The sequence below is a fragment of the Pseudomonas sp. YA1 genome, from assembly GCF_058680555.1.
The window spans coordinates 138,180-158,863 of record NZ_JBZWBG010000004.1 but is presented as its reverse complement, the minus strand read 5'-3'; the positions used below and the strand labels follow the sequence as shown (position 1 = coordinate 158,863).

Annotated in this window: 20 protein-coding genes; 6 read left to right on the top strand and 14 right to left on the bottom strand. The window is 66.4% G+C overall.

Features of this window, described 5'->3' with window-relative positions; genetic code table 11:
* The first annotated feature begins 11 nt into the window (after positions 1–11).
* Genes ptsN through AC4OR5_RS07060 form a run of 3 tightly spaced genes read left to right on the top strand, consistent with a single transcriptional unit; the run spans position 12 to position 1,640 of the window.
* Complete coding sequence (gene ptsN, locus AC4OR5_RS07070) at positions 12–476, top strand: PTS IIA-like nitrogen regulatory protein PtsN (RefSeq protein ID WP_003098853.1); 465 nt, start codon at positions 12–14, stop codon at positions 474–476.
* A 1-nt stretch (position 477) separates the two neighbouring features.
* Positions 478–1,338: an RNase adapter RapZ gene (gene rapZ / locus AC4OR5_RS07065; protein WP_003094361.1), complete on the top strand. Its 861-nt coding sequence runs from the start codon at positions 478–480 to the stop codon at positions 1,336–1,338.
* Positions 1,339–1,367: 29 nt separating this feature from the next.
* Positions 1,368–1,640, top strand: coding sequence for an HPr family phosphocarrier protein (locus tag AC4OR5_RS07060; protein ID WP_003094362.1), 273 nt, complete (start codon positions 1,368–1,370; stop codon positions 1,638–1,640).
* Positions 1,641–1,736: 96 nt separating this feature from the next.
* Here AC4OR5_RS07060 and AC4OR5_RS07055 read toward each other — a convergent pair whose 3' ends face one another.
* The 6 genes from AC4OR5_RS07055 to pmbA all read right to left on the bottom strand — a co-directional run bounded on the left by AC4OR5_RS07055 (position 1,737) and on the right by pmbA (position 7,050).
* Positions 1,737–2,669 carry a ZIP family metal transporter gene (locus AC4OR5_RS07055; protein ID WP_003120918.1) on the bottom strand — a complete coding sequence of 311 codons (933 nt, stop codon included), beginning with the start codon at positions 2,667–2,669 and terminating at the stop codon, positions 1,737–1,739.
* 18 nt (positions 2,670–2,687) lie between these two features.
* Entirely contained in the window at positions 2,688–3,299 is a 612-nt protein-coding gene (locus tag AC4OR5_RS07050; protein ID WP_003098862.1) for a superoxide dismutase, read from the bottom strand.
* A 12-nt stretch (positions 3,300–3,311) separates the two neighbouring features.
* Positions 3,312–3,761 carry a DUF2753 family protein gene (locus tag AC4OR5_RS07045; RefSeq protein WP_034026605.1) on the bottom strand — a complete coding sequence of 150 codons (450 nt, stop codon included), beginning with the start codon at positions 3,759–3,761 and terminating at the stop codon, positions 3,312–3,314.
* 27 nt (positions 3,762–3,788) lie between these two features.
* On the bottom strand, positions 3,789–5,165 hold the full coding sequence (fumC, locus tag AC4OR5_RS07040) for a class II fumarate hydratase FumC (RefSeq protein WP_058161102.1): 1,377 nt from the start codon (positions 5,163–5,165) through the stop codon (positions 3,789–3,791).
* Entirely contained in the window at positions 5,158–5,553 is a 396-nt protein-coding gene (locus AC4OR5_RS07035) for a hypothetical protein (RefSeq protein WP_003094374.1), read from the bottom strand. Before AC4OR5_RS07035 ends, fumC begins: the two co-directional genes overlap by 8 nt.
* A gap of 147 nt (positions 5,554–5,700) precedes the next feature.
* Positions 5,701–7,050 (bottom strand): metalloprotease PmbA, encoded by a 1,350-nt coding sequence (gene pmbA / locus AC4OR5_RS07030; protein ID WP_003110024.1) that lies wholly within the window; start codon positions 7,048–7,050, stop codon positions 5,701–5,703.
* A 98-nt stretch (positions 7,051–7,148) separates the two neighbouring features.
* Here pmbA and yjgA point away from each other — a divergent pair, with 98 nt between their 5' ends.
* Positions 7,149–7,673 (top strand): ribosome biogenesis factor YjgA, encoded by a 525-nt coding sequence (gene yjgA / locus AC4OR5_RS07025; RefSeq protein ID WP_003094378.1) that lies wholly within the window; start codon positions 7,149–7,151, stop codon positions 7,671–7,673.
* 30 nt (positions 7,674–7,703) lie between these two features.
* Here the strand turns inward: yjgA and tldD are convergent, their stop codons facing one another.
* The 8 genes from tldD to mreB form a co-directional block, all read right to left on the bottom strand.
* Positions 7,704–9,146 (bottom strand): metalloprotease TldD, encoded by a 1,443-nt coding sequence (gene tldD, locus AC4OR5_RS07020; protein ID WP_003134783.1) that lies wholly within the window; start codon positions 9,144–9,146, stop codon positions 7,704–7,706.
* A 2-nt stretch (positions 9,147–9,148) separates the two neighbouring features.
* Positions 9,149–9,997, bottom strand: a complete 849-nt coding sequence (locus AC4OR5_RS07015; protein ID WP_003141315.1) for a carbon-nitrogen hydrolase family protein — start codon at positions 9,995–9,997, stop codon at positions 9,149–9,151.
* Between the two features lie 49 nt (positions 9,998–10,046).
* Entirely contained in the window at positions 10,047–13,877 is a 3,831-nt protein-coding gene (locus AC4OR5_RS07010) for a YhdP family protein (protein ID WP_058161158.1), read from the bottom strand.
* Between the two features lie 14 nt (positions 13,878–13,891).
* Positions 13,892–15,349 carry a ribonuclease G gene (gene rng / locus AC4OR5_RS07005; RefSeq protein WP_003094386.1) on the bottom strand — a complete coding sequence of 486 codons (1,458 nt, stop codon included), beginning with the start codon at positions 15,347–15,349 and terminating at the stop codon, positions 13,892–13,894.
* A 33-nt stretch (positions 15,350–15,382) separates the two neighbouring features.
* Positions 15,383–15,988 (bottom strand): Maf family protein, encoded by a 606-nt coding sequence (locus AC4OR5_RS07000; RefSeq protein ID WP_023107821.1) that lies wholly within the window; start codon positions 15,986–15,988, stop codon positions 15,383–15,385.
* An 89-nt stretch (positions 15,989–16,077) separates the two neighbouring features.
* Complete coding sequence (gene mreD, locus AC4OR5_RS06995; RefSeq protein ID WP_003094389.1) at positions 16,078–16,572, bottom strand: rod shape-determining protein MreD; 495 nt, start codon at positions 16,570–16,572, stop codon at positions 16,078–16,080.
* The gene (gene mreC, locus AC4OR5_RS06990) at positions 16,572–17,612 is read right to left on the bottom strand and encodes a rod shape-determining protein MreC (RefSeq protein ID WP_071533941.1); all 1,041 of its coding nucleotides are present in this window, start codon (positions 17,610–17,612) and stop codon (positions 16,572–16,574) included. The genes mreD and mreC overlap by 1 nt, the downstream gene beginning before the upstream one ends.
* 31 nt (positions 17,613–17,643) lie before the next feature.
* On the bottom strand, positions 17,644–18,681 hold the full coding sequence (gene mreB / locus AC4OR5_RS06985; RefSeq protein WP_003094393.1) for a rod shape-determining protein MreB: 1,038 nt from the start codon (positions 18,679–18,681) through the stop codon (positions 17,644–17,646).
* Between the two features lie 239 nt (positions 18,682–18,920).
* Here mreB and gatC point away from each other — a divergent pair, with 239 nt between their 5' ends.
* Together gatC and gatA are read left to right on the top strand one after the other, a co-directional pair.
* On the top strand, positions 18,921–19,208 hold the full coding sequence (gene gatC / locus AC4OR5_RS06980) for an Asp-tRNA(Asn)/Glu-tRNA(Gln) amidotransferase subunit GatC (protein ID WP_003094397.1): 288 nt from the start codon (positions 18,921–18,923) through the stop codon (positions 19,206–19,208).
* A 15-nt stretch (positions 19,209–19,223) separates the two neighbouring features.
* Positions 19,224–20,678: an Asp-tRNA(Asn)/Glu-tRNA(Gln) amidotransferase subunit GatA gene (gene gatA, locus AC4OR5_RS06975; RefSeq protein ID WP_003094399.1), complete on the top strand. Its 1,455-nt coding sequence runs from the start codon at positions 19,224–19,226 to the stop codon at positions 20,676–20,678.
* Positions 20,679–20,684: the final 6 nt, after the last annotated feature.

Genomic DNA, 20,684 nt, shown 5'->3' with positions numbered 1-20,684 from the left:
TCCCCTCCCCTATGATCCGACTTGAGCAAATCCTGACCCCCGGCCGTTCCCTCGTGAACGTGCCGGGTGGCAGCAAGAAACGCGTACTCGAACAAATCGCCAACCTGGTAGCCAGGGAGCTGCCGGAGTTCGACGCCCAGACCATCTTCGAAAACCTGGTGGCCCGGGAAAAACTCGGCTCCACCGGCTTCGGCAATGGCATCGCCATTCCGCACTGCCGCCTGTCTGGCTGCCAGAGCCCCATCAGCGCCGTGCTGCACCTGGATGCTCCCGTGGACTTCGACGCGCTGGACGGCGCGCCGGTCGACCTGCTCTTCGTCCTGCTGGTACCGGAGGCCGCGACCGAAGAACATCTCGAACTGCTCCGGCAGATCGCCGCCATGCTCGACCGTGCCGACGTACGCGACCGCCTGCGCAGCGCTCCCACTGCCGAGGCGCTTTATCAGATCGTGGTAGACGTACAGAACGGGCAATGACATGCGCCTGATCATCGTCAGCGGCCGCTCGGGCTCGGGCAAGAGCACCGCCCTGAACGTCCTCGAAGACAACGGTTTCTATTGCATCGACAACCTTCCCGCCAGCCTGCTTCCCGACCTGGCGCAGCGCGCCCTGTTGCACACGGAGCTACTGCAGCCACAGGTGGCGGTGTCGATCGACGCCCGCAACCTGCCCAGCCAGTTGCAGCGCTTCCCCGAACTGTTGCAGGAAGTGCGGGACAACCACATCAACTGCGATGTGCTGTATCTCGACGCCGACGACGAGACGCTGCTCAAACGATTCTCGGAAACCCGCCGGCGCCACCCGCTGACCACCGACACCCGTTCGCTGGCGGAGGCGATTGGCGACGAGAGCCAATTGCTCGGACCGATCGCCGACCTCGCCGACCTGAAGCTGGACACCACCAGCCTCAACCTCTATCAGCTGCGCGACACCATCAAACTGCGCCTGTTGAACAAGCCGGAACCCGGCACTGCGTTCCTCGTCGAATCCTTTGGCTTCAAGCGCGGCATGCCAGTCGACGCCGACCTGGTGTTCGATGTGCGCTGCCTGCCGAACCCCTACTGGAAGCCCGAGTTGCGCGATCATTCGGGGCTGGAGCCGGAAGTCCGCGAGTATCTGGCCGCCCAGCCGGACGTCGAGGAAATGTACCAGGACATCGTCGGCTACCTGAACAAATGGCTGCCGCGCTTCGCCGCCAGTAACCGCTCATATGTAACAGTTGCGATAGGCTGTACCGGCGGGCACCATCGTTCGGTCTACCTCGCCGAGCGGATTGGCGCTGCACTCAGGGATTCCCTGAAGAACGTGCAGATTCGCCACCGCGATCTCAGCAGCTAGCCCATAACAAGAAGGACAGACTCCCCAAGATGCCCGCCCTCGAGATCACCATCATCAACAAGCTCGGTCTGCACGCCCGCGCGGCGGCCAAGTTCGTCGGCGTCGCGGGGCGCTACCCTTGCCAGGTCCGGGTCGGCCGCAATCCTGAAAGCTGCGTCGACGGCAAGAGCATCATGGCCGTGATGATGCTGGCTGCCGGCAAGGGCACCAACCTGCACCTGCATACCGAAGGCGAACAGGAAGACGAGGCGTTGAACGCGCTGGTCGAACTGATCAACAACCGTTTCGACGAAGGCGAGTAGCCTCTTCCCAGAGACAACGAAAAAGCCGCCAACTGGCGGCTTTTCCTTTCCGGCGATTGCGGCCGGCGTCAATTCAGCGCGGGTCGGATGAGTCCCCTAGCCCAACGCGGTATCCAGCACCATCATCAGGCAGAAGCCGAACACCAGGCCCAGCGTAGCCTCGGCGGCATGTCCCTGGCGGTGGGACTCGGGAATGATCTCGTGGGTGACCACGAAGAGCATCGCTCCCGCGGCGGCGGCCAGCCCCCAGGGCAGGAGCAGCGCGGAGAGGCCGACCAGCCAGGCGCAGAGCACCGCGAACAGCGGCTCGACCAGGCCCGACGCGGCACCGACCAGCATCGCCTTGAAACGCGACATACCGACTCCGGCCAGCACCAGCGCCACCACCAGCCCTTCCGGCACATCCTGCAGAGCGATGCCCAGGGCGAGGCCGTTGGCCTCGTCCAGGCCGGCACCGGCCGACACGCCAACCGCCATGCCTTCGGGGATGTTGTGCAGGACGATGGCCGTGACGAACAGCAGGATGCGCGGGGGAATGCCACCGGACAGTGGCGCACCCTCGCAACCGGGATGGACGTCCGGCATCAGCCGGCCGAGGATGAACAGCCCCATCACGCCGACCGCCAGGCCGAAGCTGACCAGGAACCCCGCGCCGAACTTCGAGTAGCCGAGGTCGCCGGCCGCGGATAGCGCCGGCATGATCAACGAGAAGGCCGTCGCCGAGAGCATCACGCCGGCACCGAAGCCCAGCAGCGCATCCGACAGGCGCGCCGGCATGGTCTTCACCACCAGCACCGGCATCGCCCCGAGAGCGGTACCGAAGGCGCAGAGCAGGCCGCCTTTCAACGCCAGCACGATGGGCGCCGGCAGGTTGAGTTCGGCCAGCAACAGCGCGTGGCGGCCGAGCAGGTAGCCGCCGCCGATGAAGATCAGCAGGCCCAGCAGGTTGCGCAGCGTCCGCCCGTTACCTTCGGCGATGCCATGGAGCAATGCCTTCATCGCTGCACCGCCAGGCTGCCGGCCAGCCATCTCGCATCACGGGTAGCATTAGGCCAGGGCTTGCGCATAGCGACGCGCGACCTCCCGCCAGTCGATCACGTTGTAGAAAGCGCCGATGTATTCCGGGCGGCGGTTCTGGTACTTCAGGTAATAGGCGTGCTCCCATACGTCCAGGCCGAGGATCGGCGTATTGCCGTTCATCAGCGGGCTGTCCTGGTTGCCGCTGCTCTCCACCAGCAAGCTGCCCTGGGGAGTCACGCTGAGCCAGGCCCAGCCGCTGCCGAAGCGGGTCAGCGCGGCCTTGGTGAACGCATCCTTGAACGCCTCGAAGCCCCCGAGCTGCTCATCGATGGCCCGCCCCAGGTCGCCATCGGGACGGCCACCGCCCTGGGGCGACATCACGGTCCAGAACAGCGAGTGGTTGGCATGCCCACCGCCATTGTTGACAACCGGGGTGCGCAGCTTCTCCGGCAGACCAGCCAGTTGCCGCAGCAGGCTTTCCACCGGCTGCTCGGCATAGGGCGTGCCTTCCAGCGCGGCGTTCAGGTTGTTCACATAGGTCTGGTGGTGCTTGCTGTGGTGGATCTCCATGGTCAGCGCATCGATGTGCGGTTCCAGGGCATCGTAGGCGTAGGGCAAGGGCGGCAAGGCGTGGGGCATGGAAACTCTCCGTCAGTGATAGCGAAGTGAGGGGGGCGGAGCGAGGAACTCGGGTCGGACCTCCGCGTTCGGCGGTCCCTTGAGCAGGCGTTCGGTGCGCGGATAGGCACCGTGTTCGCCGATGAACGACAGCAGTTCGACATAGGTGCGCCGGCTGTGATGCTGGGCCGCCTGGCGCAGGGCCAGCGGCAGCTTCTGGTCGGCGCTGACCCGCAACAGGCGCTCGTGGCAGGCGCAGAGGTATTCGGCGGTTTCCTCCGGTTGCTCCAGTTGCAGGTGCAAGTCGGCCAGGTTGTGATGGGAAATGACGAACGCCATCACCGCCTCGTCGACGTCGCCCCAGCGTTCCAGCAGCACCTGGGCCAGGGCCAGGGCATGGAGGTAGTGCTCACGCGCATCGATCAATGCGCCGGTGACGAAACAGCGGTTGCCCTGTTCGATCGTTCGTTGCCAATGACGCATGGCGGTACCTCCAGTGGTGGGGCGGCCTCAGAGGCCGCCAGCCGTGAGTTTTTCCGGATCCAGCAACACCTCCAGGCGCGCACGGTCCAGATCGGTGTTTTCCAGCGCCACATCGATGATCGGCCGTCCCTCGCGATAGGCCTGCTTGGCGATTTCCGCAGCCTTCTGGTAGCCGATGATCGGGTTCAGCGCAGTGACCAGGATCGGGTTGCGCGCCAACGCCTCGCTGAGCTTGCCCTGGTTGACCTTGAAGCTGGCGATGGCCTTGTCCGCCAGCAGCCGGCTGACGTTGGCCAGCAACTGGATGCTGTGCAACAGGTTGTCCGCCACCAGCGGCAGCATCACGTTCAGTTCGAAGTTGCCCGATTGGCCGGCGACGGCAATGGCGGCGTCATTGCCGATCACCTGGGCGGCGACCATCGCGGTGGCCTCCGGGATCACCGGGTTGACCTTGCCGGGCATGATCGAGGAGCCTGGTTGCAGCGCTTCCAGCTCGATCTCGCCGAGCCCGGCAAGCGGCCCGGAGTTCATCCAGCGCAGGTCGTTGGCCAGCTTCATCAGGGTCACGGCCAGGGTCTTCAACTGGCCGGACGCAGCGACCGCCGTGTCCTGCGAACCGATCAGGGCGAAGAAGTCGTCGCCGGGGCGGAACGCCAACCCGGTCAGGTCGTTCAGCTCCTGGCTGAAACGTTCGGCGAACCGCGGATGGGCGTTGATCCCGGTGCCCACCGCGGTGCCGCCCTGTGCCAACTGCTGCAAGGCAGGAAGTACGCTCTCGATGTGCACGCCGGCCTGTCGCACCTGCTGCGCCCAGCCACCGAGCACCTGGCTCATGCGTACCGGCATCGCATCCATCAGGTGGGTGCGGCCGGTCTTCACATAGGCATGCACTTCGCCGGCCTTGCTCTGGATAGTCTGCTCCAGGTGGCGCAGCGCCGGCAGCAGGCGTTCGCTGATCTCGAGGGCGGCACTGATGTGGATGGTCGAGGGGATGATGTCGTTGCTGCTCTGCCCGCAGTTCACATGGTCGTTCGGATTGACCTTGCCGCCCAGGCGGCGACTGGCCAGGGTCGCCACCACTTCGTTGGCGTTCATGTTGGAACTGGTGCCGGAGCCGGTCTGGAACACATCCACCGGGAAATGCTGCATGAAATCCTCTTGCAGCAACTCCAGGCAGGTCTCGGCGATCGCCTCGCCCATCGGTGCATCCAGTTGCTGCAGGGAGACGTTCGCCCGCGCCGCCGCGGCCTTGGCCAGCAGCAGGGCGCGGACGAAGGCCTGGGGCATGCGCTGGCCGCTGACCGGGAAGTTGTTCACCGCGCGCTGGGTCTGGGCGCCATAGAGGGCGGTCGCCGGGACCGCCAGTTCGCCCATGCTGTCGCGTTCGATGCGGGTGTCAGTCATCTTGGTTTCCTTGTTGCGGGTGATCGAAGCTCATCGACGGCGCCAGGTCCTGCCTGGCCATTCGTACGGAGAGCTGGCGCAGCCGTCGCCGCTGGCTGCCGTTGGTGGTCAATCGCTGAAGTTCGCAGAGGGGCCGGTAGGCGTAGTCGAGGCAGAGGCTGCGCCAGTGCCAGGGCAATATCGGATCGCGACCGGTATCGAGCAGGAGGTTGTAGGCTTTCTCGAACAGCGGCCAGGCGGCCACACCTTCCCAACCGGCGAGATAGCGCGCCTCGCCGAGGTACTGGTCGAGCAGGCGCGGTTCGTCGGGATCGAGCGCGCAGCGGATCTGCGTGCCCAGCCAGTACCAGTGATCCAATGCTTGCGGGTCGTGCGCCTCGAAGGACATGGCAACCTCACCAGACGATAATGAGATTGATTATTGTTTTCTTCTTGGCAAAAGACAAGCATGGTCCCCATAGAGGCGGACAATCGAACAGGCGGAAACGAAAACGCCAGCGACGAGCGCTGGCGTTCTACAGAGGGAAACCCGGCCTCAGCGCCCGGCCACCATCATCGACTCGACCAGTACAGAACCGGTATGCAGGTTGCCGCGCCGTTCGATGTCCTTGCCGACCGCGACGATACGGCGGAACAGGTCGCGCAGGTTGGCGGCGATGGTGACTTCCTGGACCGGGAACTGGATCTCGCCGTTCTCGACCCAGTAGCCGGCGGCGCCGCGGGAATAATCGCCGGTCACCAGGTTGACGCCCTGCCCCATCAACTCGGTGACCAGCAGGCCACGCCCCATCCGGCGTATGAGAGCGGCCTGGTCCTCGTCGCCATGGCTGACGAACAGGTTATGCACGCCGCCGGCGTTGGCCGTGCTCGGCAGACCGAGCTTGCGCCCGGAATAGGTGCCCAGGACATAGGACACCAGCTCGCCGTTCTCGACGAATGGCTTGGCGTAGGTCGCCAGGCCGTCGCTATCGAAGCTGGCGCTGCCGAGCGCGCCGACCAGGTGCGGCCGCTCGTCGATGCTCAACCACTCGGGAAACAGGCGCTGGCCCAGCGCGCCTTCGAGGAAGGATGACTTGCGATACAGGCTGCCGCCTGAGATCGCCCCGAGGAAATGGCCGAACAGGCCAACAGCGATTTCCGGAGCGAACAGCACCGGCACTTCGGCGGTCTGCACCGGCCGCGCGCCCAGTCGGCTGGCGGCGCGCTCGGCGGCGCGCCGGCCGATCGACTCGGCGCTGGCCAAGGCCTCGCCACGGCGGTTGACGTCATACCAATAGTCACGCTGCATCTGTCCTTCGCCCTCGGCGATCATCACGCAGCTGAGGCTGTGCCGGGTGCTGGCGTAACCACCGATGAAACCGTGGCTATTACCGTATACCCGGCAGCCCTGGTGGGTATTCAGGGTGGTGCCGTCGGCCTTGGTCACCCGCTTGTCGGCGGCGAACGCCGCTGCCTCGCAAGCCAGGGCACGTTCCACGGCCTGCTCGGGACTCAGGCTCCATGGATGATAGAGGTCCAGCTCGGGCAACTCGCGGGCCATCAACGCGGCATCGGCGAGACCGGCGCATTCGTCCTCGGAGGTATGGCGGGCGATCGCCAGCGCCGCCGCCACCGTCTCGCGGATGGCCGCCTCGCCGGTCGCCGAGGTGCTCGCCGAGCCCTTGCGCTGGCCTGCGTAGAGGGTGATGCCGAAACCTTGGTCACGGTTGAACTCGACGGTTTCCACCTCGCCCTGGCGCACGCTGGTGGACAGGCCCTGCTCCAGCGACACCGCCACTTCGCAGGCACTGGCGCCCTGGCGGCGAGCCTCGGCGATGATCTGCTCGACCTGCTCGCGAAGGTCCGGAAGCACGGAGGGACCGACTGCCGCGGCATGTAGACTCATCTGTTGACTCTCCTGTTGACGTGGCCGCCCACGCGGCCGGGCCGGACAAGCGGCCCCTGACTCGTTATCATGGCGGCGTTTTCCACTGGACCACCACCATGGCTGAATTTCACGACGACGACTCGCAATTCGAAGAGAAGAGCAAGTCGCAGATCAAACGCGAGCTGCATGCCCTGCAGGACCTCGGCGAGCGCCTGACCACCCTGCAACCGCAGTTGCTGGAGCGCCTGCCGCTCACCGACCCGCTACGCAAGGCGCTGCTCGAGGCGCCGAAGCACAAGGCGCACATCGCCCGCAAACGGCATATCCAGTACATCGGCAAACTGATGCGCGACCAGGACGTGGACGCCATCGTCGCCCTCATCGACCAGGTGGACTCCTCCACCCGCCAGTACAACGAACGTTTCCATGCCCTCGAACGTTGGCGCGACCAGTTGATCGCCGGCGGCGACGCAGCGCTCGACGCCTTCGTCGGGGAGTTCCCCGAGTGCGATCGCCAGCACCTGCGCGGGCTGGTCCGCCACGCCCAGCACGAGGCCGCGCACAACAAACCGCCGGCCGCCGCACGCAAAGTGTTCAAGTACATCCGCGAACTGGACGAAACCAAGCGCGGCCTGCGCTAGGTTTCGCCGCGCCGGCGCCCGGGCCATGCCTCAGGCGCCGGTGCCGCCGACGGTGATCGCATCGATCTTCAGGGTCGGCTGGCCGACGCCGACCGGCACCGACTGACCGTCCTTCCCGCAGGTTCCCACGCCACTGTCCAGGGCCAGGTCGTTGCCGACCATGGATACCCGGCTCATCGCTTCCGGACCGTTGCCGATCAGAGTGGCGCCTTTCACCGGGGTGGTGATCCTGCCGTTCTCGATCAGGTAGGCCTCGCTGGTGGAGAACACGAACTTGCCGCTGGTGATATCGACCTGGCCACCGCCGAGGTTGGCGCAGTAGATACCCTTCTCCACCGAGGCGATGATTTCCTGCGGATCGCTCTCGCCGGCCAGCATGTAGGTGTTGGTCATGCGTGGCATCGGCAGGTGCGCGTAGGACTCGCGGCGGCCGTTACCGGTGCGCGCCACGCCCATCAGGCGGGCGTTGAGCTTGTCCTGCATGTAGCCCTTGAGCACGCCGTTCTCGATCAGCACGTTGCAGTTGCTCGGCGTGCCTTCGTCATCCACGCTCAGCGAGCCGCGACGCCCGGCCAGGGTGCCGTCGTCGACGATGGTGCACAGGCTCGAGGCGACCTTTTCGCCGATCCGGCCGCTGTAGGCGGAGCTGCCCTTGCGGTTGAAGTCGCCCTCCAGGCCGTGGCCGACCGCTTCGTGGAGCAGGACCCCGGACCAACCCGCGCCCATCACCACCGGCAGGGTGCCGGCCGGCGCGGGAATCGCCTCGAGGTTGACCAGCGCCTGACGCAGGGCCTCGCGGGCGTAGCCCATGGCACGATCTTCCTGGAGGAAATAGCGATAGTCGGTGCGACCGCCGCCGCCGTGGCCGCCGCGTTCGCGTCGGCCGTTCTGTTCGACGATCACGCTGACGTTGAAACGCACCAGCGGACGAATGTCGGCGGCCAGCGAACCGTCGCTGGCCGCTACCAGGATCTGCTCCCAGACGCCGGCCATGCTCACCGTGACCTGCTGGATGCGGGGATCGAGCGCACGGGTAGCGGCGTCGATCTGCTTCAGCAACTCGACCTTCTCGGCACGGCTGAGCACGTCCAGCGGGTTCTCGCCGGCGTACAGGCGAGCCGGCACCACGGCCTTGAACGCCTGCACACTGCCGTTCTGTCCCGCACGGGAAATCGAACGGGCCGCCACCGCGGCCTGTTTCAACGCCTCGGCGGTGATCGCATTGCTATAGGCGAAGCCGGTCTTCTCGCCCGACTGCGCGCGTACCCCGACGCCCTGGTCGAGATTGAAGCTGCCTTCCTTGACGATGCCGTCCTCGAGCATCCACGACTCGGAGACCTGGCTCTGGAAATACAGGTCGGCGGCATCGATGCCCGGGCCGTTCAGTTCATGAAGAATGCCGGGCAGGCTGTCCAGCTCCAGACCACCGGGGGCCAGCAACTGCTGGCTGACGGATGACAACAACTCGCTCATATTCACTCCGTACGCGCCGGCCGCGGTTCGGCCGGCGGGAAAAATCGTCTGTGCGCCACCACCGGCATGCGCCGGCGGATATCCGCCTGTTCTGCGGCGTCGCGCGCCGCCAGCAGCACCGCTTCGCCCTGCGGCCGCTCGGCCAGGACCCGGCCCCAGGGATCGACGATGGCCGAATGGCCGAACGTCTCCCGGCCCCGTGGGTGGACGCCACCCTGTCCGGCCGCCAGCAGGTAGCACTGGGTCTCGATGGCGCGGGCGCGGACCAGCACCTGCCAGTGCGCCGCGCCAGTCACCGCGGTGAACGCCGACGGCGCCGTGATCAGCTCTGCGCCGGCCTCGCGCAGCGCGGTATAGAGTTCCGGAAAACGCAGGTCGTAGCAGACCGTCAGGCCGAGGCGACCGACCGGCGTATCCGCCACCACGATCTTCTGACCGAAAGCATAGTCGTCGGATTCACGATAGCGGCCCCGCGCATCGGCTACGTCCACATCGAACAGGTGCAGCTTGTCGTAGCGGGCAACCCGTTCTCCATGCTCGTCGATCAGCAGCGAACAGGCATTCGCCTTCGCCTCGGGTTGCCCATCCGGCGGCAGCGGCAGCGTTCCAGCGACTATCCACAACCTGAGGTCGCGAGCGGCGGAATTCAACCACGACAGGATCGGCCCGTTCCCCCGCGCCTCGGCGCGCCCCAGTTCGGCCAGGTCGCGCCGGCCCATGGCGGCGAAGTTTTCCGGCAACACGGCGAGCCGCGCCCCACCCTCGGCGGCCTGTTCCAGCAGGCGACGGGCGGCGGCCAGGTTGGCCGTCACGTCGTCCTGGCTGACCATCTGGATCACGGCAATGGACATGATTTCCTCCTCGCGGACGAAAGCGCCGCGTCGCGGCACCGGGCGCCGCTCAGCGGGGCTTCTCGAATGGCTTGTCGAAGCTGATCTTCGGATCCTGCCAGGGGCCCTTGACGCTGTATTGCACGCTGGCGAAGCGCGAGACCCGGTCGCCGAGCAGCTTGTCGACGACGAAGACCGCGCCACCGACCGCCGGACCGCCGACTATCAGTGCCGCCAGGGTCAGGTTGTTGGTCAATGGCAAGGTCACCAGCAGCTTGGCGTCGACCCGATCGTGAGCCAGGTCCAGGGTACCGTTCAACTCCAGGTTGCTCGACGGCCCTTCCAGCTTCAGCGGCTCGCGGGTGATGTAGACGCCGTCGGTGGCGGAGAGAACCCCCTTCACCCGGTCATAGCTCAGTCCCTTGCCGAGGATGTCCGAGAAGTCCAGGCGCAGCCGGCGGTTGATCGCGTTGAAATTGAGCAGGCCGAACACTCGCAGCGCCTGGGCGCTGCCTTCGACCTCGACGAACTGCCCCTTGCGCAGCGATGCATCCATGCTGCCGCTGAAGCGCTTCAGAGCCATGTAGGCCGGCGATCCCGGCCACTGGCCGTTGATATCCATGCGGAAACGTTCGCTGGTGGCGCTCGGCGCGAAATTCCAGGCCTTGAGCACATCCGCCAGGTTCTTGCCCTCGATCCGTCCCTGGTAGGTGCTGCGGGTATTGCCCGGACTGCCGTCCCAGCGCAGGCTGCCATTGACGTGCAGGCCACGCAGGTCGAGGTCCAGGTCGTTGAACGCCACGCCGTTGCTGCCCGGCCGTACCTTCAGGCTCCAGGCGCCCAGCGGCTGGCCGCCGAGGGCGACCTGGCCGATCTTCACGTCTACCGCCGGCAGGCTGCGCGGATCGACGGCGGCCAGCGGGTCCGAATCCTCCACCTTGTTCTCGTCGGGAAGGGTCGACTTCGGCAGGTTCAGGCGGTCCAGATCGACCACGATCGGCGCGCCCCTGGCATCCGGCAAGACCAGACGCCCCGATGCGAGGTCGCTGACCAGCACCAGTTGCCAGGCCCGCTCCTGGCGGGCCAGGTCGACGGTCAGGTTCTTCAGCTCCTGGCCGAAGCCCTTGAAGCTGTCGATGCGCAGGTCGGCGCCGCGCAGCAGGCCCGCAGCGCTACTGGCAGCCTGGTCGCCATTGCCGTAGCGCTTCAGGGTGGCCTGCCAGGCGTCCCAGTCCAGTTCCGCCAGACGCCCGCGCACCCGCAGCCCCTGTGCCGAGGGCAGCAGCGCCGGGTCACCGCCCAGGCGCAGGGCGCCGCGTCCGTTCAGCGGCTTGTCCGCCGGGGCCGCATAGGCCAGGCTGGCGAGGCCGTCGTAACGCGCCCAGTAACGCCGTTCGGCGCCATCCAGGGTCATCCTCCATTGGGTCGGCCGCGCCTGGGCGGCCGTCTTGCCGAACGGCGCCGGCAGGTCGACGACGGCGCCCTTGAGATCCGAATCGATCTGCAACTGGCTGTCCTTGCCATCCAGCAGCAGGTTGAGCTGGAACGGCAGGCGTCCCGAGACCGGCAACGGACGCTGGCCAGCGCCGAGCCAGTCGCTCAGCGACTTGACCGCCACCTGGCCGTTGAGCAGCAAGCGCGTGCGCGCATCGCCGCGCCCCTCGGCGACGACCCGCCCGCGTACCTCGCTGCCCAGCACCCGGGCCTGCACCGCCGGGGCGCTCAGGCCCTTGGCCAGGTCGAAACGGAAGTCGCCCTTCACTTCGCTCATATCCAGCTTCGGACTGGGCATCTTCAGGGTCGCGCCCATGGTGGAGAAATCCACGACCACCCCGGTCTTGCCGGCCTCGTCGTGGTCCAGTGGAATATCCAGCTTCAGGTGGCCCTGCAAGGGCCCGTCGCCCTCCCAGCCGGCGAAGATCTTGCGGGTCGGGATCGGCGCTTCCTGGAGCAGCTTGATGCCGTCCTTCAGGTTACTGTCGACGGCGCCATCCACATACAGGTGCGGCGTCTGTCCCGGCCGGCCGAGAGGTATGTCGACCTTGACGTCGCTGACCCGGGAATTCAGCAGATTCCCGCTGGAGGCCAGCACGCGGACTCCGGAATCCTCGACGAACACCTCGCCGACCGTTTTGCTCAGGGCGGGCCAGCCGGGCTGGTAGGCCAGCTCGCCGTCGCGAACCTTGAAGTAGAGGTTCATGACGTGGGCTTCGGCCGCCGCGCCGCGGTTCAGCGAGCCCTGCCACTGGAAGTAGCCCTGCTCGACATGGCCACTGCGGATCGCCGTCTTCAACCAGTTCGCCAGGCTTTTGTTCATTCCCGGCAACTGGGTCGGCAGGTACTTGGCGGTGAAGCGCGCGTCGCCGTCGCTGAGGCCGACCTGGAGGTCCATGTAGTCTTCAGCGCCGGGATCGCGCATCAGGCGGATCAGCATGTCGCCGGCCAGGCGGCCCTCCTCGCCCTCGACCCGCATCAGGTGGCTGCCGAGGGTGAAGGCGCGGTCGTCCAGGCTCCAGAACATCCGCGTGCGAGCCTCGCGGTAGCGCCACGGCTCGGGAAACACCTTGGCCAGGTGCAGCATGAAATCCTGCGCCGATGCGTCGAGCTGGCCTCCAGCCAGGGTGCCGGTCAAGGTGCCACTGACATTTTCCACTGCCGGGACCTCATGGAACGCCGAGATACCGACCTTTTCCAGGTTGGTCGCGTAGCTGACCCGCTCGGGCACCTCCCGCTGCGGCCAGAAATCGGCGTTCAGGTTGTGCAGGATGCCCTTCGGCTTCAGGCCCGCCACCCACTCCGCCGCCGCGTCCGGCAGCGGCGCCAACGCTTCTATCGCCGGCACCAGGGGCGTCAGGTCGACGCGGTCGGCCTGCAGCTTCCAGTGTGGCTCGTTGTTCTGCTGGTCGCGACGCAACAGCAGCTCCACCTCGCCCCAGCGCTGCTCGCCGAAATTCGCCGCCAGGTCGCCGACCCGAACCTTCCAGCCCTGCGCTTCGCGATCGAAGAACAGGTTCATGCCCAGGTCGTTGATTTCCACCGGCTTGCGCGCGGCATACGACGCCTTCAACTGCGGCGCCAGCAGCCGTGCCACCAGCCGTTGCGCCTTGCCGTCGCGCCAGTCGAACCAGAAGTCGCCGCCGGCCTTGGCCCGAACGATCTTCCATTCCTGGGTCAGACCGGCCGGCAACCATTGCGCCCAGTCGCTCTGCGGCAGGCTGAGATAGACCCTGGCGCTGCTGCGCGGCCAGTCCTCGCTGTCGATCCGCCCTTCGGCGTGCAGCGCCAGGGGTTGGCCATCCGGCAGTTGCAGGCGGGCATCGAGACTCTGCCCACCGACCGATGAACTGCGCAGGGTCGCGCCGACCGCGCTGAGCGACAGCGCTGCGCTTCCCCGCGGTGCCACCTCCAGTTGGCTGTCCAGCAGCGAGATGCGTTGGGTCTGCAGCAGGAATTGCAGGAGTTTCCGGGGATCGCTGGGCTTGTCGCTGTGCGGCAGGCCATCCAGGCTCCACTGGCCATCCTCGCCTTCGCGCAGGGTCAGCTTGAGTCCCTCCAGCTCCAGGCTGCCGATCCGCACCTGGCGCGCCAGCAGGCTGCCGAGCAGGTCCGGCGCCAGCCGCACCCGCGCCAGGCGCAGACTCTGTTCGCCGTCACCGACCTGGATGTCGCGCGCCACCACCAGAGGCTCGAAGCCGCGCCAGGAGCCCGTCAGCTCGGCAATCCGCACCGGTATGCCGAGCTGCTTGCCAGCTTCGTCCTCCAGTTGCTGACGGTATTCGGCCACCAGCGGCACCAGTTGCCGGCCAAGGCTGACGTACAGCGCCAGCAGCACCAGTACCAGGGCGCACAGACCCAGGACGATCCGTAGCAGTCGCGTTCCGAGGCTTCCCACATCCGCCATTTCAGCCATACGCCTCAGAGCAGGACCACGTCATATTGCTCCTGCGAGTACATCGCCTCGACCTGGAACTTGATGGTGCGGCCGATGAACGCCTCGAGATCGGCGACGTTACCCGACTCCTCGTCGAGCAGCCGGTCCACCACCTTCTGGTTGGCCAGCACCAGGTAGGAGTCGGCCTGGTAGGCACGCGCCTCGCGGAGAATCTCGCGGAAAATCTCGTAGCAGGTGGTTTCCGCAGTCTTCAGCATGCCGCGTCCCTGGCAGCAGGGGCACGGCTCGCAGAGGATCTGCACCAGGCTTTCGCGGGTGCGCTTGCGGGTCATCTGCACCAGGCCCAACTCGGTGATGCCGATGATGTTGGTCTTCGCGTGGTCGCGCTCCAGTTGCTTCTCCAGGGTGCGCAGGACCTGCCGGCGATGCTCCTCGTCCTCCATGTCGATGAAGTCGATGATGATGATCCCGCCCAGGTTGCGCAGGCGCAGTTGGCGGGCGATCGCGGTGGCCGCCTCGAGGTTGGTCTTGAAGATGGTTTCCTCGAGGTTGCGATGGCCGACGAAGGCGCCGGTGTTCACGTCGATGGTGGTCATCGCCTCGGTCGGATCGACGATCAGGTAGCCGCCGGACTTCAGCAGCACCTTGCGCTCCAGGGCTTTCTGGATTTCGTCCTCGACGCCGTAAAGATCGAAGATCGGTCGCTCGCCCGGGTAATGTTCGAGGCGATCGGAAATCTCCGGCATCAATTCTTCGACGAAGGAAGTGATCTTCTGGAAGTTCTCTCGCGAGTCGATGCGGATCTTCTCGATCCGCGGGTTCACCAGGTCGCGCAGGGTACGGATCGCCAGGGACAGGTCTTCGTAGATCACCGAAGGCGCGCCGACGGTCTGGATCTGCGCGGCGATCTGGTCCCATAGCCGGCGAAGGTAGCGGATGTCGGCGAGAATCTCGTCCTCGCCCGCGCCTTCCGCGGCGGTGCGCAGGATGAAGCCGCCCTGCCCCTCGATGCCTTCCGCCGCCACGCAGTCGGCCACCACCTTCTTCAGGCGCTCGCGCTCGACTTCGTCCTCGATCCGCAGGGATATCCCGACATGACTGGTGCGCGGCATGTACACCAGATAGCGCGAAGGAATCGACAGGTGGGTGGTCAGCCGTGCGCCCTTGGTGCCGATCGGATCCTTGGTCACCTGCACCACCAGCGCCTGCCCCTCATGGACCAGGGCACTGATGCTTTCCACGGCGCTGCCTTCGCGATTGGATATCTCGGCGGCATGGATGAACGCCGCACGTTCCAGGCCGATGTCGACGAACGCCGCCTGCATCCCCGGCAGTACCCGTACCACCCGCCCCTTGTAGATATTGCCGACGATGCCGCGCCGCTGGGTGCGTTCGACATGCACTTCCTGCAGGACGCCGTTTTCCACCACCGCCACGCGCGACTCCATCGGCGTGATATTGATCAGGATCTCTTCGCTCATGCGTCCACTGTCCTTATTTCGGCGCGTTAGGCGTTACGGCGGGTTGCCACCCACGGGCTGCCAGCAAGGGATGCCGAATTCCCTCAACAGTTCCGCAGTTTCACACAAAGGCAGCCCGACCACCGCACTGTAACTGCCTTCGATGCGACTGACGAATATCGCCCCGAGGCCCTGGATCGCATATCCGCCCGCCTTGTCCGCCGGCTCGCCGCTCTGCCAGTAGCGCAGCGCTTCTTCCGGAGCGACCTGGCGGAAGCGCACCCGGCACTCCACCACCCGCGCCTCGACGCCACCAGTGGCGGCCAGGGCCACGGCGGTGAGAACCTGGTGTTCGCGCCCGGACAGCGCAGCCAGCATGGCCAGCCCCTCGGCCTGGTCCACGGGCTTGCCGAGAATTCGCCCGTCGATCACCACCGAAGTATCCGCGCCCAGGACACAACCGTCCTCGCCGCGCCCTTCCAGCATAGCCAGCCCGGCGGCCGCCTTGCCGCGCGCCAGGCGCTCGACGTAGGCGGCGGGCGCTTCGTTCGGCAAGGGGGACTCGTCGATAGCGGTGGCGAGCACGGACAGCGGCACACCGATCTGGGTCAGCAGTTCACGGCGACGGGGCGAGGCGGAGGCGAGATACAGCGACGGCATGGAGGCTCCCGGGAAACGCGTCGGGCGATGCGCCGATCACCCGTTTCGAAGAATGACGATATCCGCCGCAGCATAGCTGCGAAGCGGACCTACCTCACGTTGAGACGCAGGCGGACGAACTGCAGCAGGGCGTACACCCAGGGCCAGAGCAGCGCGCTGACCAGGGCCGGGAGCAGGAAGGTCAGGGTCGGCGGGCGATTGCCGGTCAGGGCGTTGAGCCAGAGCTGGAGCAGCTGCGCCAGGCCGTAGACCACCACCAGCACCAGGCACTGCTGCCAGGCCGGGAACATGCGCAGGCGCTGGTGCAGGGACAGCACGAGGAAGGTGATCAGGCCGAGGATCAGCGCGTTCTGCCCGAGCAGGTTGCCGTAGAGCACGTCCTGGGCCAGGCCGAGCAGCCAGGCGGTGACCATCCCGACGCGCTCGGGCAGCAGCAACACCCAGTAGGTCAGCAGCATCGCCAGCCACAGCGGGCGGCCGATCTCGGTGAAGGTAGGCATCGGCGCTACGGCCAGCACCAGCCCGACCAGCAGGCTCAGCCAGATCACCCAGACATTGTTCGAACCTTGAGTCGCGCGAGCCATCAGCGGCGTCCCCCGTTGGCCGCCGGAGCGGCAGGCTGCGTGGGAGCTGGCGCGGGCGCGGCGGCGGGCTGCTGCGCAGCACCCTGGGCTGCCGGGGTGGCCGGCGACGGCGCGGCGGCCGGTTGCGCGGCAGGCTGGGGCGCCTGGGCGCCGGCGGCGGCTTTCTTGTCCGCCTCTTCCTGGGCCTCGGCGGCGTCGTTGGCGCGCTGTTCCGGGGTGCGGCTGTCGCTGAACACCAGCAGCACGTAGCGGCTACGGTTCATCTTCGCGGTCGGCACCGCGCGCACCACGGCGAATGGCTGGCCGGAATCGTGGATCACTTCCTTGACCGTGGCCACCGGATAGCCGGCGGGGAAGCGTTGCCCCAGGCCGGAGCTGACCAGTAGGTCGCCTTCCTTGATGTCGGCGGTGTCGGCGACGTAGCGCAATTCCAGGCGCTCGGGATTGCCGGTACCGACGGCGATGGCGCGCAGGCCGTTGCGATTGACCTGCACCGGGATACTGTGGGTGGTGTCGGTGAGCAGCAGGACCCGCGCGGTATAGGGCATCACCTCGACCACCTGGCCCATCAGGCCGCTGGCATCGAGCACCGGCTGGCCGACGAAGACGCCGTCGTTCTCGCCCTTGTCGATCATGATGCGTTGGGTGAAGGGGTTCGGATCGACGCCGATCAGCTCGCTGACCAGTACCTTGTCGTCGACCAGCGCGGCGGAATTGAGCAGCTCGCGCAGGCGCACGTTCTGCTCGGTGAGCGCGGCGAGTTTCTGCACCCGGCGCTGCATCAGCAGGGACTCGGCCTTGAGGCGTTCGTTCTCGGCGATCAGCTCGCTACGGCTGCTGAACTGGTCGCGCACACCTTCCCAGGCGCGCACCGGCATTTCCGCCAGGCCGTAGAAAGGCGTGAGCACCATCCCCAGCTTGCTGCGGACGGGCTCCAGATAGTCGAACCGGGCGTCCACCACCATCAGGCTGACCGACAGCACGGCCAGCACCAACAGGCGAACGCCCAGCGACGGGCCTTTGGAGAATAGCGGTTTGATGATCCGCTCCTAGGCGACGATGCTCGCCACCTTACTCGGTGGAGAGCAGGTCCATGGAGTGGCGGTCCATCATCTCCAGCGCACGGCCACCGCCGCGAGCCACGCAGGTGAGCGGCTCCTCGGCGACGATCACCGGCAGGCCGGTTTCCTGTGCCAGCAGCTTGTCCAGGTCGCGCAGCAGCGCGCCACCGCCGGTCAGCACCAGGCCGCGCTCGGCGATATCCGAGGCCAGCTCCGGCGGCGATTGCTCGAGGGCGCTCTTGACCGCCTGGACGATGGTCGCCAGGGACTCCTGCAGGGCCTCGAGGACCTCGTTGGAGTTCAGGGTGAAGCTGCGCGGTACGCCTTCGGCCAGGTTGCGGCCGCGGACGTCGACTTCGCGAACGTCGCCGCCCGGGAAGGCGGTGCCGATCTCCTGCTTGATGCGCTCGGCGGTGGATTCGCCGATCAGGCTGCCGTAGTTGCGGCGCACGTAGGTGACGATGGCTTCGTCGAAGCGGTCGCCGCCGACGCGGACGGATTCGGCGTAGACCACGCCGTTGAGGGAAATCAGGGCGATCTCGGTAGTGCCGCCGCCGATGTCTACGACCATCGAGCCGCGGGCCTCCTCGACCGGCAGGCCGGCGCCGATGGCGGCAGCCATCGGCTCTTCGATCAGGAACACCTCGCGGGCGCCGGCGCCCAGGGCCGATTCGCGGATGGCCCGGCGCTCAACCTGGGTGGACTTGCACGGTACGCAGATCAGCACGCGCGGGCTGGGCTGCAGGAAGCTGTTTTCGTGGACCTTGTTGATGAAGTACTGCAGCATCTTCTCGCAGACGCTGAAATCCGCGATCACGCCGTCTTTCATCGGACGGATGGCGGCGATGTTGCCCGGGGTACGGCCGAGCATGCGCTTGGCCTCGGTGCCCACGGCGACGACGCTCTTCTGGCTGCCATGGCTGCGAATGGCGACCACGGACGGTTCGTTCAGGACGATGCCGCGCTCGCGCACATAAATAAGGGTATTGGCAGTACCCAGGTCGATCGACAGATCGCTGGAAAACATGCCACGCAATTTTTTGAACATGGGAAAGAAACCCTAGGCGAAGCGTGGGTGAAAAATACGCGGGTAAAAAAGTGCGGCAAACTCTAACAACGACGGGGATTTTGGGCAAGGCGGGCAATATGCTAAATTGCAGGCTTTTCCCGGCCCCACAAGGCCCGTCCAGGCGGAATTAGACCGCCGACCGCGGCATCCGTTCCCTGCCTTATATAACGCATGGCGCCCCGCCGCCCTTCCAAGGCCGCTTTTGCTGGAGACTCCCGATGGCGCTTGAACGCTCCGACGTGGAAAAAATCGCCCATCTCGCCCGCCTGGGCCTGAGCGAGGCCGATCTTCCGCGCACCACCGAGACCCTGAACAACATCCTCGGCCTGATCGACCAGATGCAGGCGGTCGACACCAGCGGCGTCGAACCGCTTGCCCACCCGCTGGAAGCCACCCAGCGCCTGCGTCCGGACGCGGTCACCGAGACCGATCACCGCGACGCCTACCAGACCATCGCCCCCGCCGTGGAAGAAGGTCTGTACCTGGTTCCGAAAGTCATCGAGTAATAAGGACGCGGACACATGCTGCATCAATTGACCCTCGCCGAGATCGCCCGCGCCCTCGCCGACAAGCAATTTTCCGCCGAAGAGCTGACCCGCACCCTGCTCGGTCGCATCCGGCAGCTGGATCCCCAGCTCAACAGCTTCATCAGCATCACCGACGACCTGGCCATCGCCCAGGCCAAGGCAGCCGACGAACGGCGCGCCAACGGCGAGAACGGCGCCCTGCTCGGCGCGCCGATCGCCCACAAGGACCTGTTCTGCACCCAGGGCGTACGCACCAGCTGCGGTTCGAAGATGCTCGACAACTTCGTCTCGCCCTACGACGCCACCGTGGTCGAGAAGCTCGCCGCCGCCGGCGCCGTTACCCTCGGCAAGCTGAACATGGACGAATTCGCCATGGGCTCGTCGAACCAGTCCAGCCACTACGGCGCGGTGAACAACCCCTGGAGCCTCGACCGTGTGCCTGGCGGCTCCTCCGGCGGCTCCGCCGCGGCAGTCGCCGCGCGCCTGCTGCCGGCCGCCACCGGCACCGATACCGGCGGCTCGATCCGCCAGCCGGCGGCGCTGACCAACCTCACCGGGATCAAGCCGACCTACGGCCGGGTTTCCCGCTGGGGCATGATCGCCTACGCCTCCAGCCTCGACCAGGGCGGCCCGCTGGCGCGCACCGCCGAGGACTGCGCGCTGATGCTGGGGGTGATGGCCGGATTCGATCCGAAGGACTCGACCAGCGTCGAACAGCCGGTGGACGACTACCTGGCCGCCCTGCAGAAGCCGCTGAGCGGCCTGCGCATCGGCCTGCCGCGGGAATACTTCGGCGCCGGCCTCGACAGCCGCATCGCCGACGCGGTGCTGGCCGTGGTCGAGGAGCTGAAGACGCTCGGCGCCACGGTGAAGGACATTTCCCTGCCGAACATGCAGCACGCCATCCCGGCCTACTACGTGATCGCGCCGGCCGAGGCGTCCTCCAACCTGTCGCGCTTCGACGGCGTGCGCTATGGCTATCGTTGCGACGCCCCGCAGAACCTGGAAGACCTGTACAAGCGCTCGCGCGCGGAAGGCTTCGGCAGCGAAGTGAAGAACCGCATCATGGTCGGCACCTACGCACTGTCGGCCGGCTACTACGATGCCTATTACCTGCAGGCTCAGAAGATTCGCCGGCTGATCAAGAACGACTTCGTCAGCGCCTTTGCCGAAGTGGACGTGATCCTCGGCCCGACCACGCCGAACCCGGCCTGGAAGATCGGCGAGAAGAACGACGACCCGGTTTCCCAGTACCTGGAAGACATCTACACCATCACCGCCAACCTCGCCGGCCTGCCGGGGCTGTCCATGCCCGCCGGCTTCGTCGACGGCCTGCCGGTGGGTGTCCAGTTGCTCGCGCCCTACTTCCAGGAAGGTCGCCTGCTCAACGTCGCGCACCAGTACCAGCAGGTCAGCGACTGGCACACCCGCACCCCGGCCGGCTTCTAAGCCATG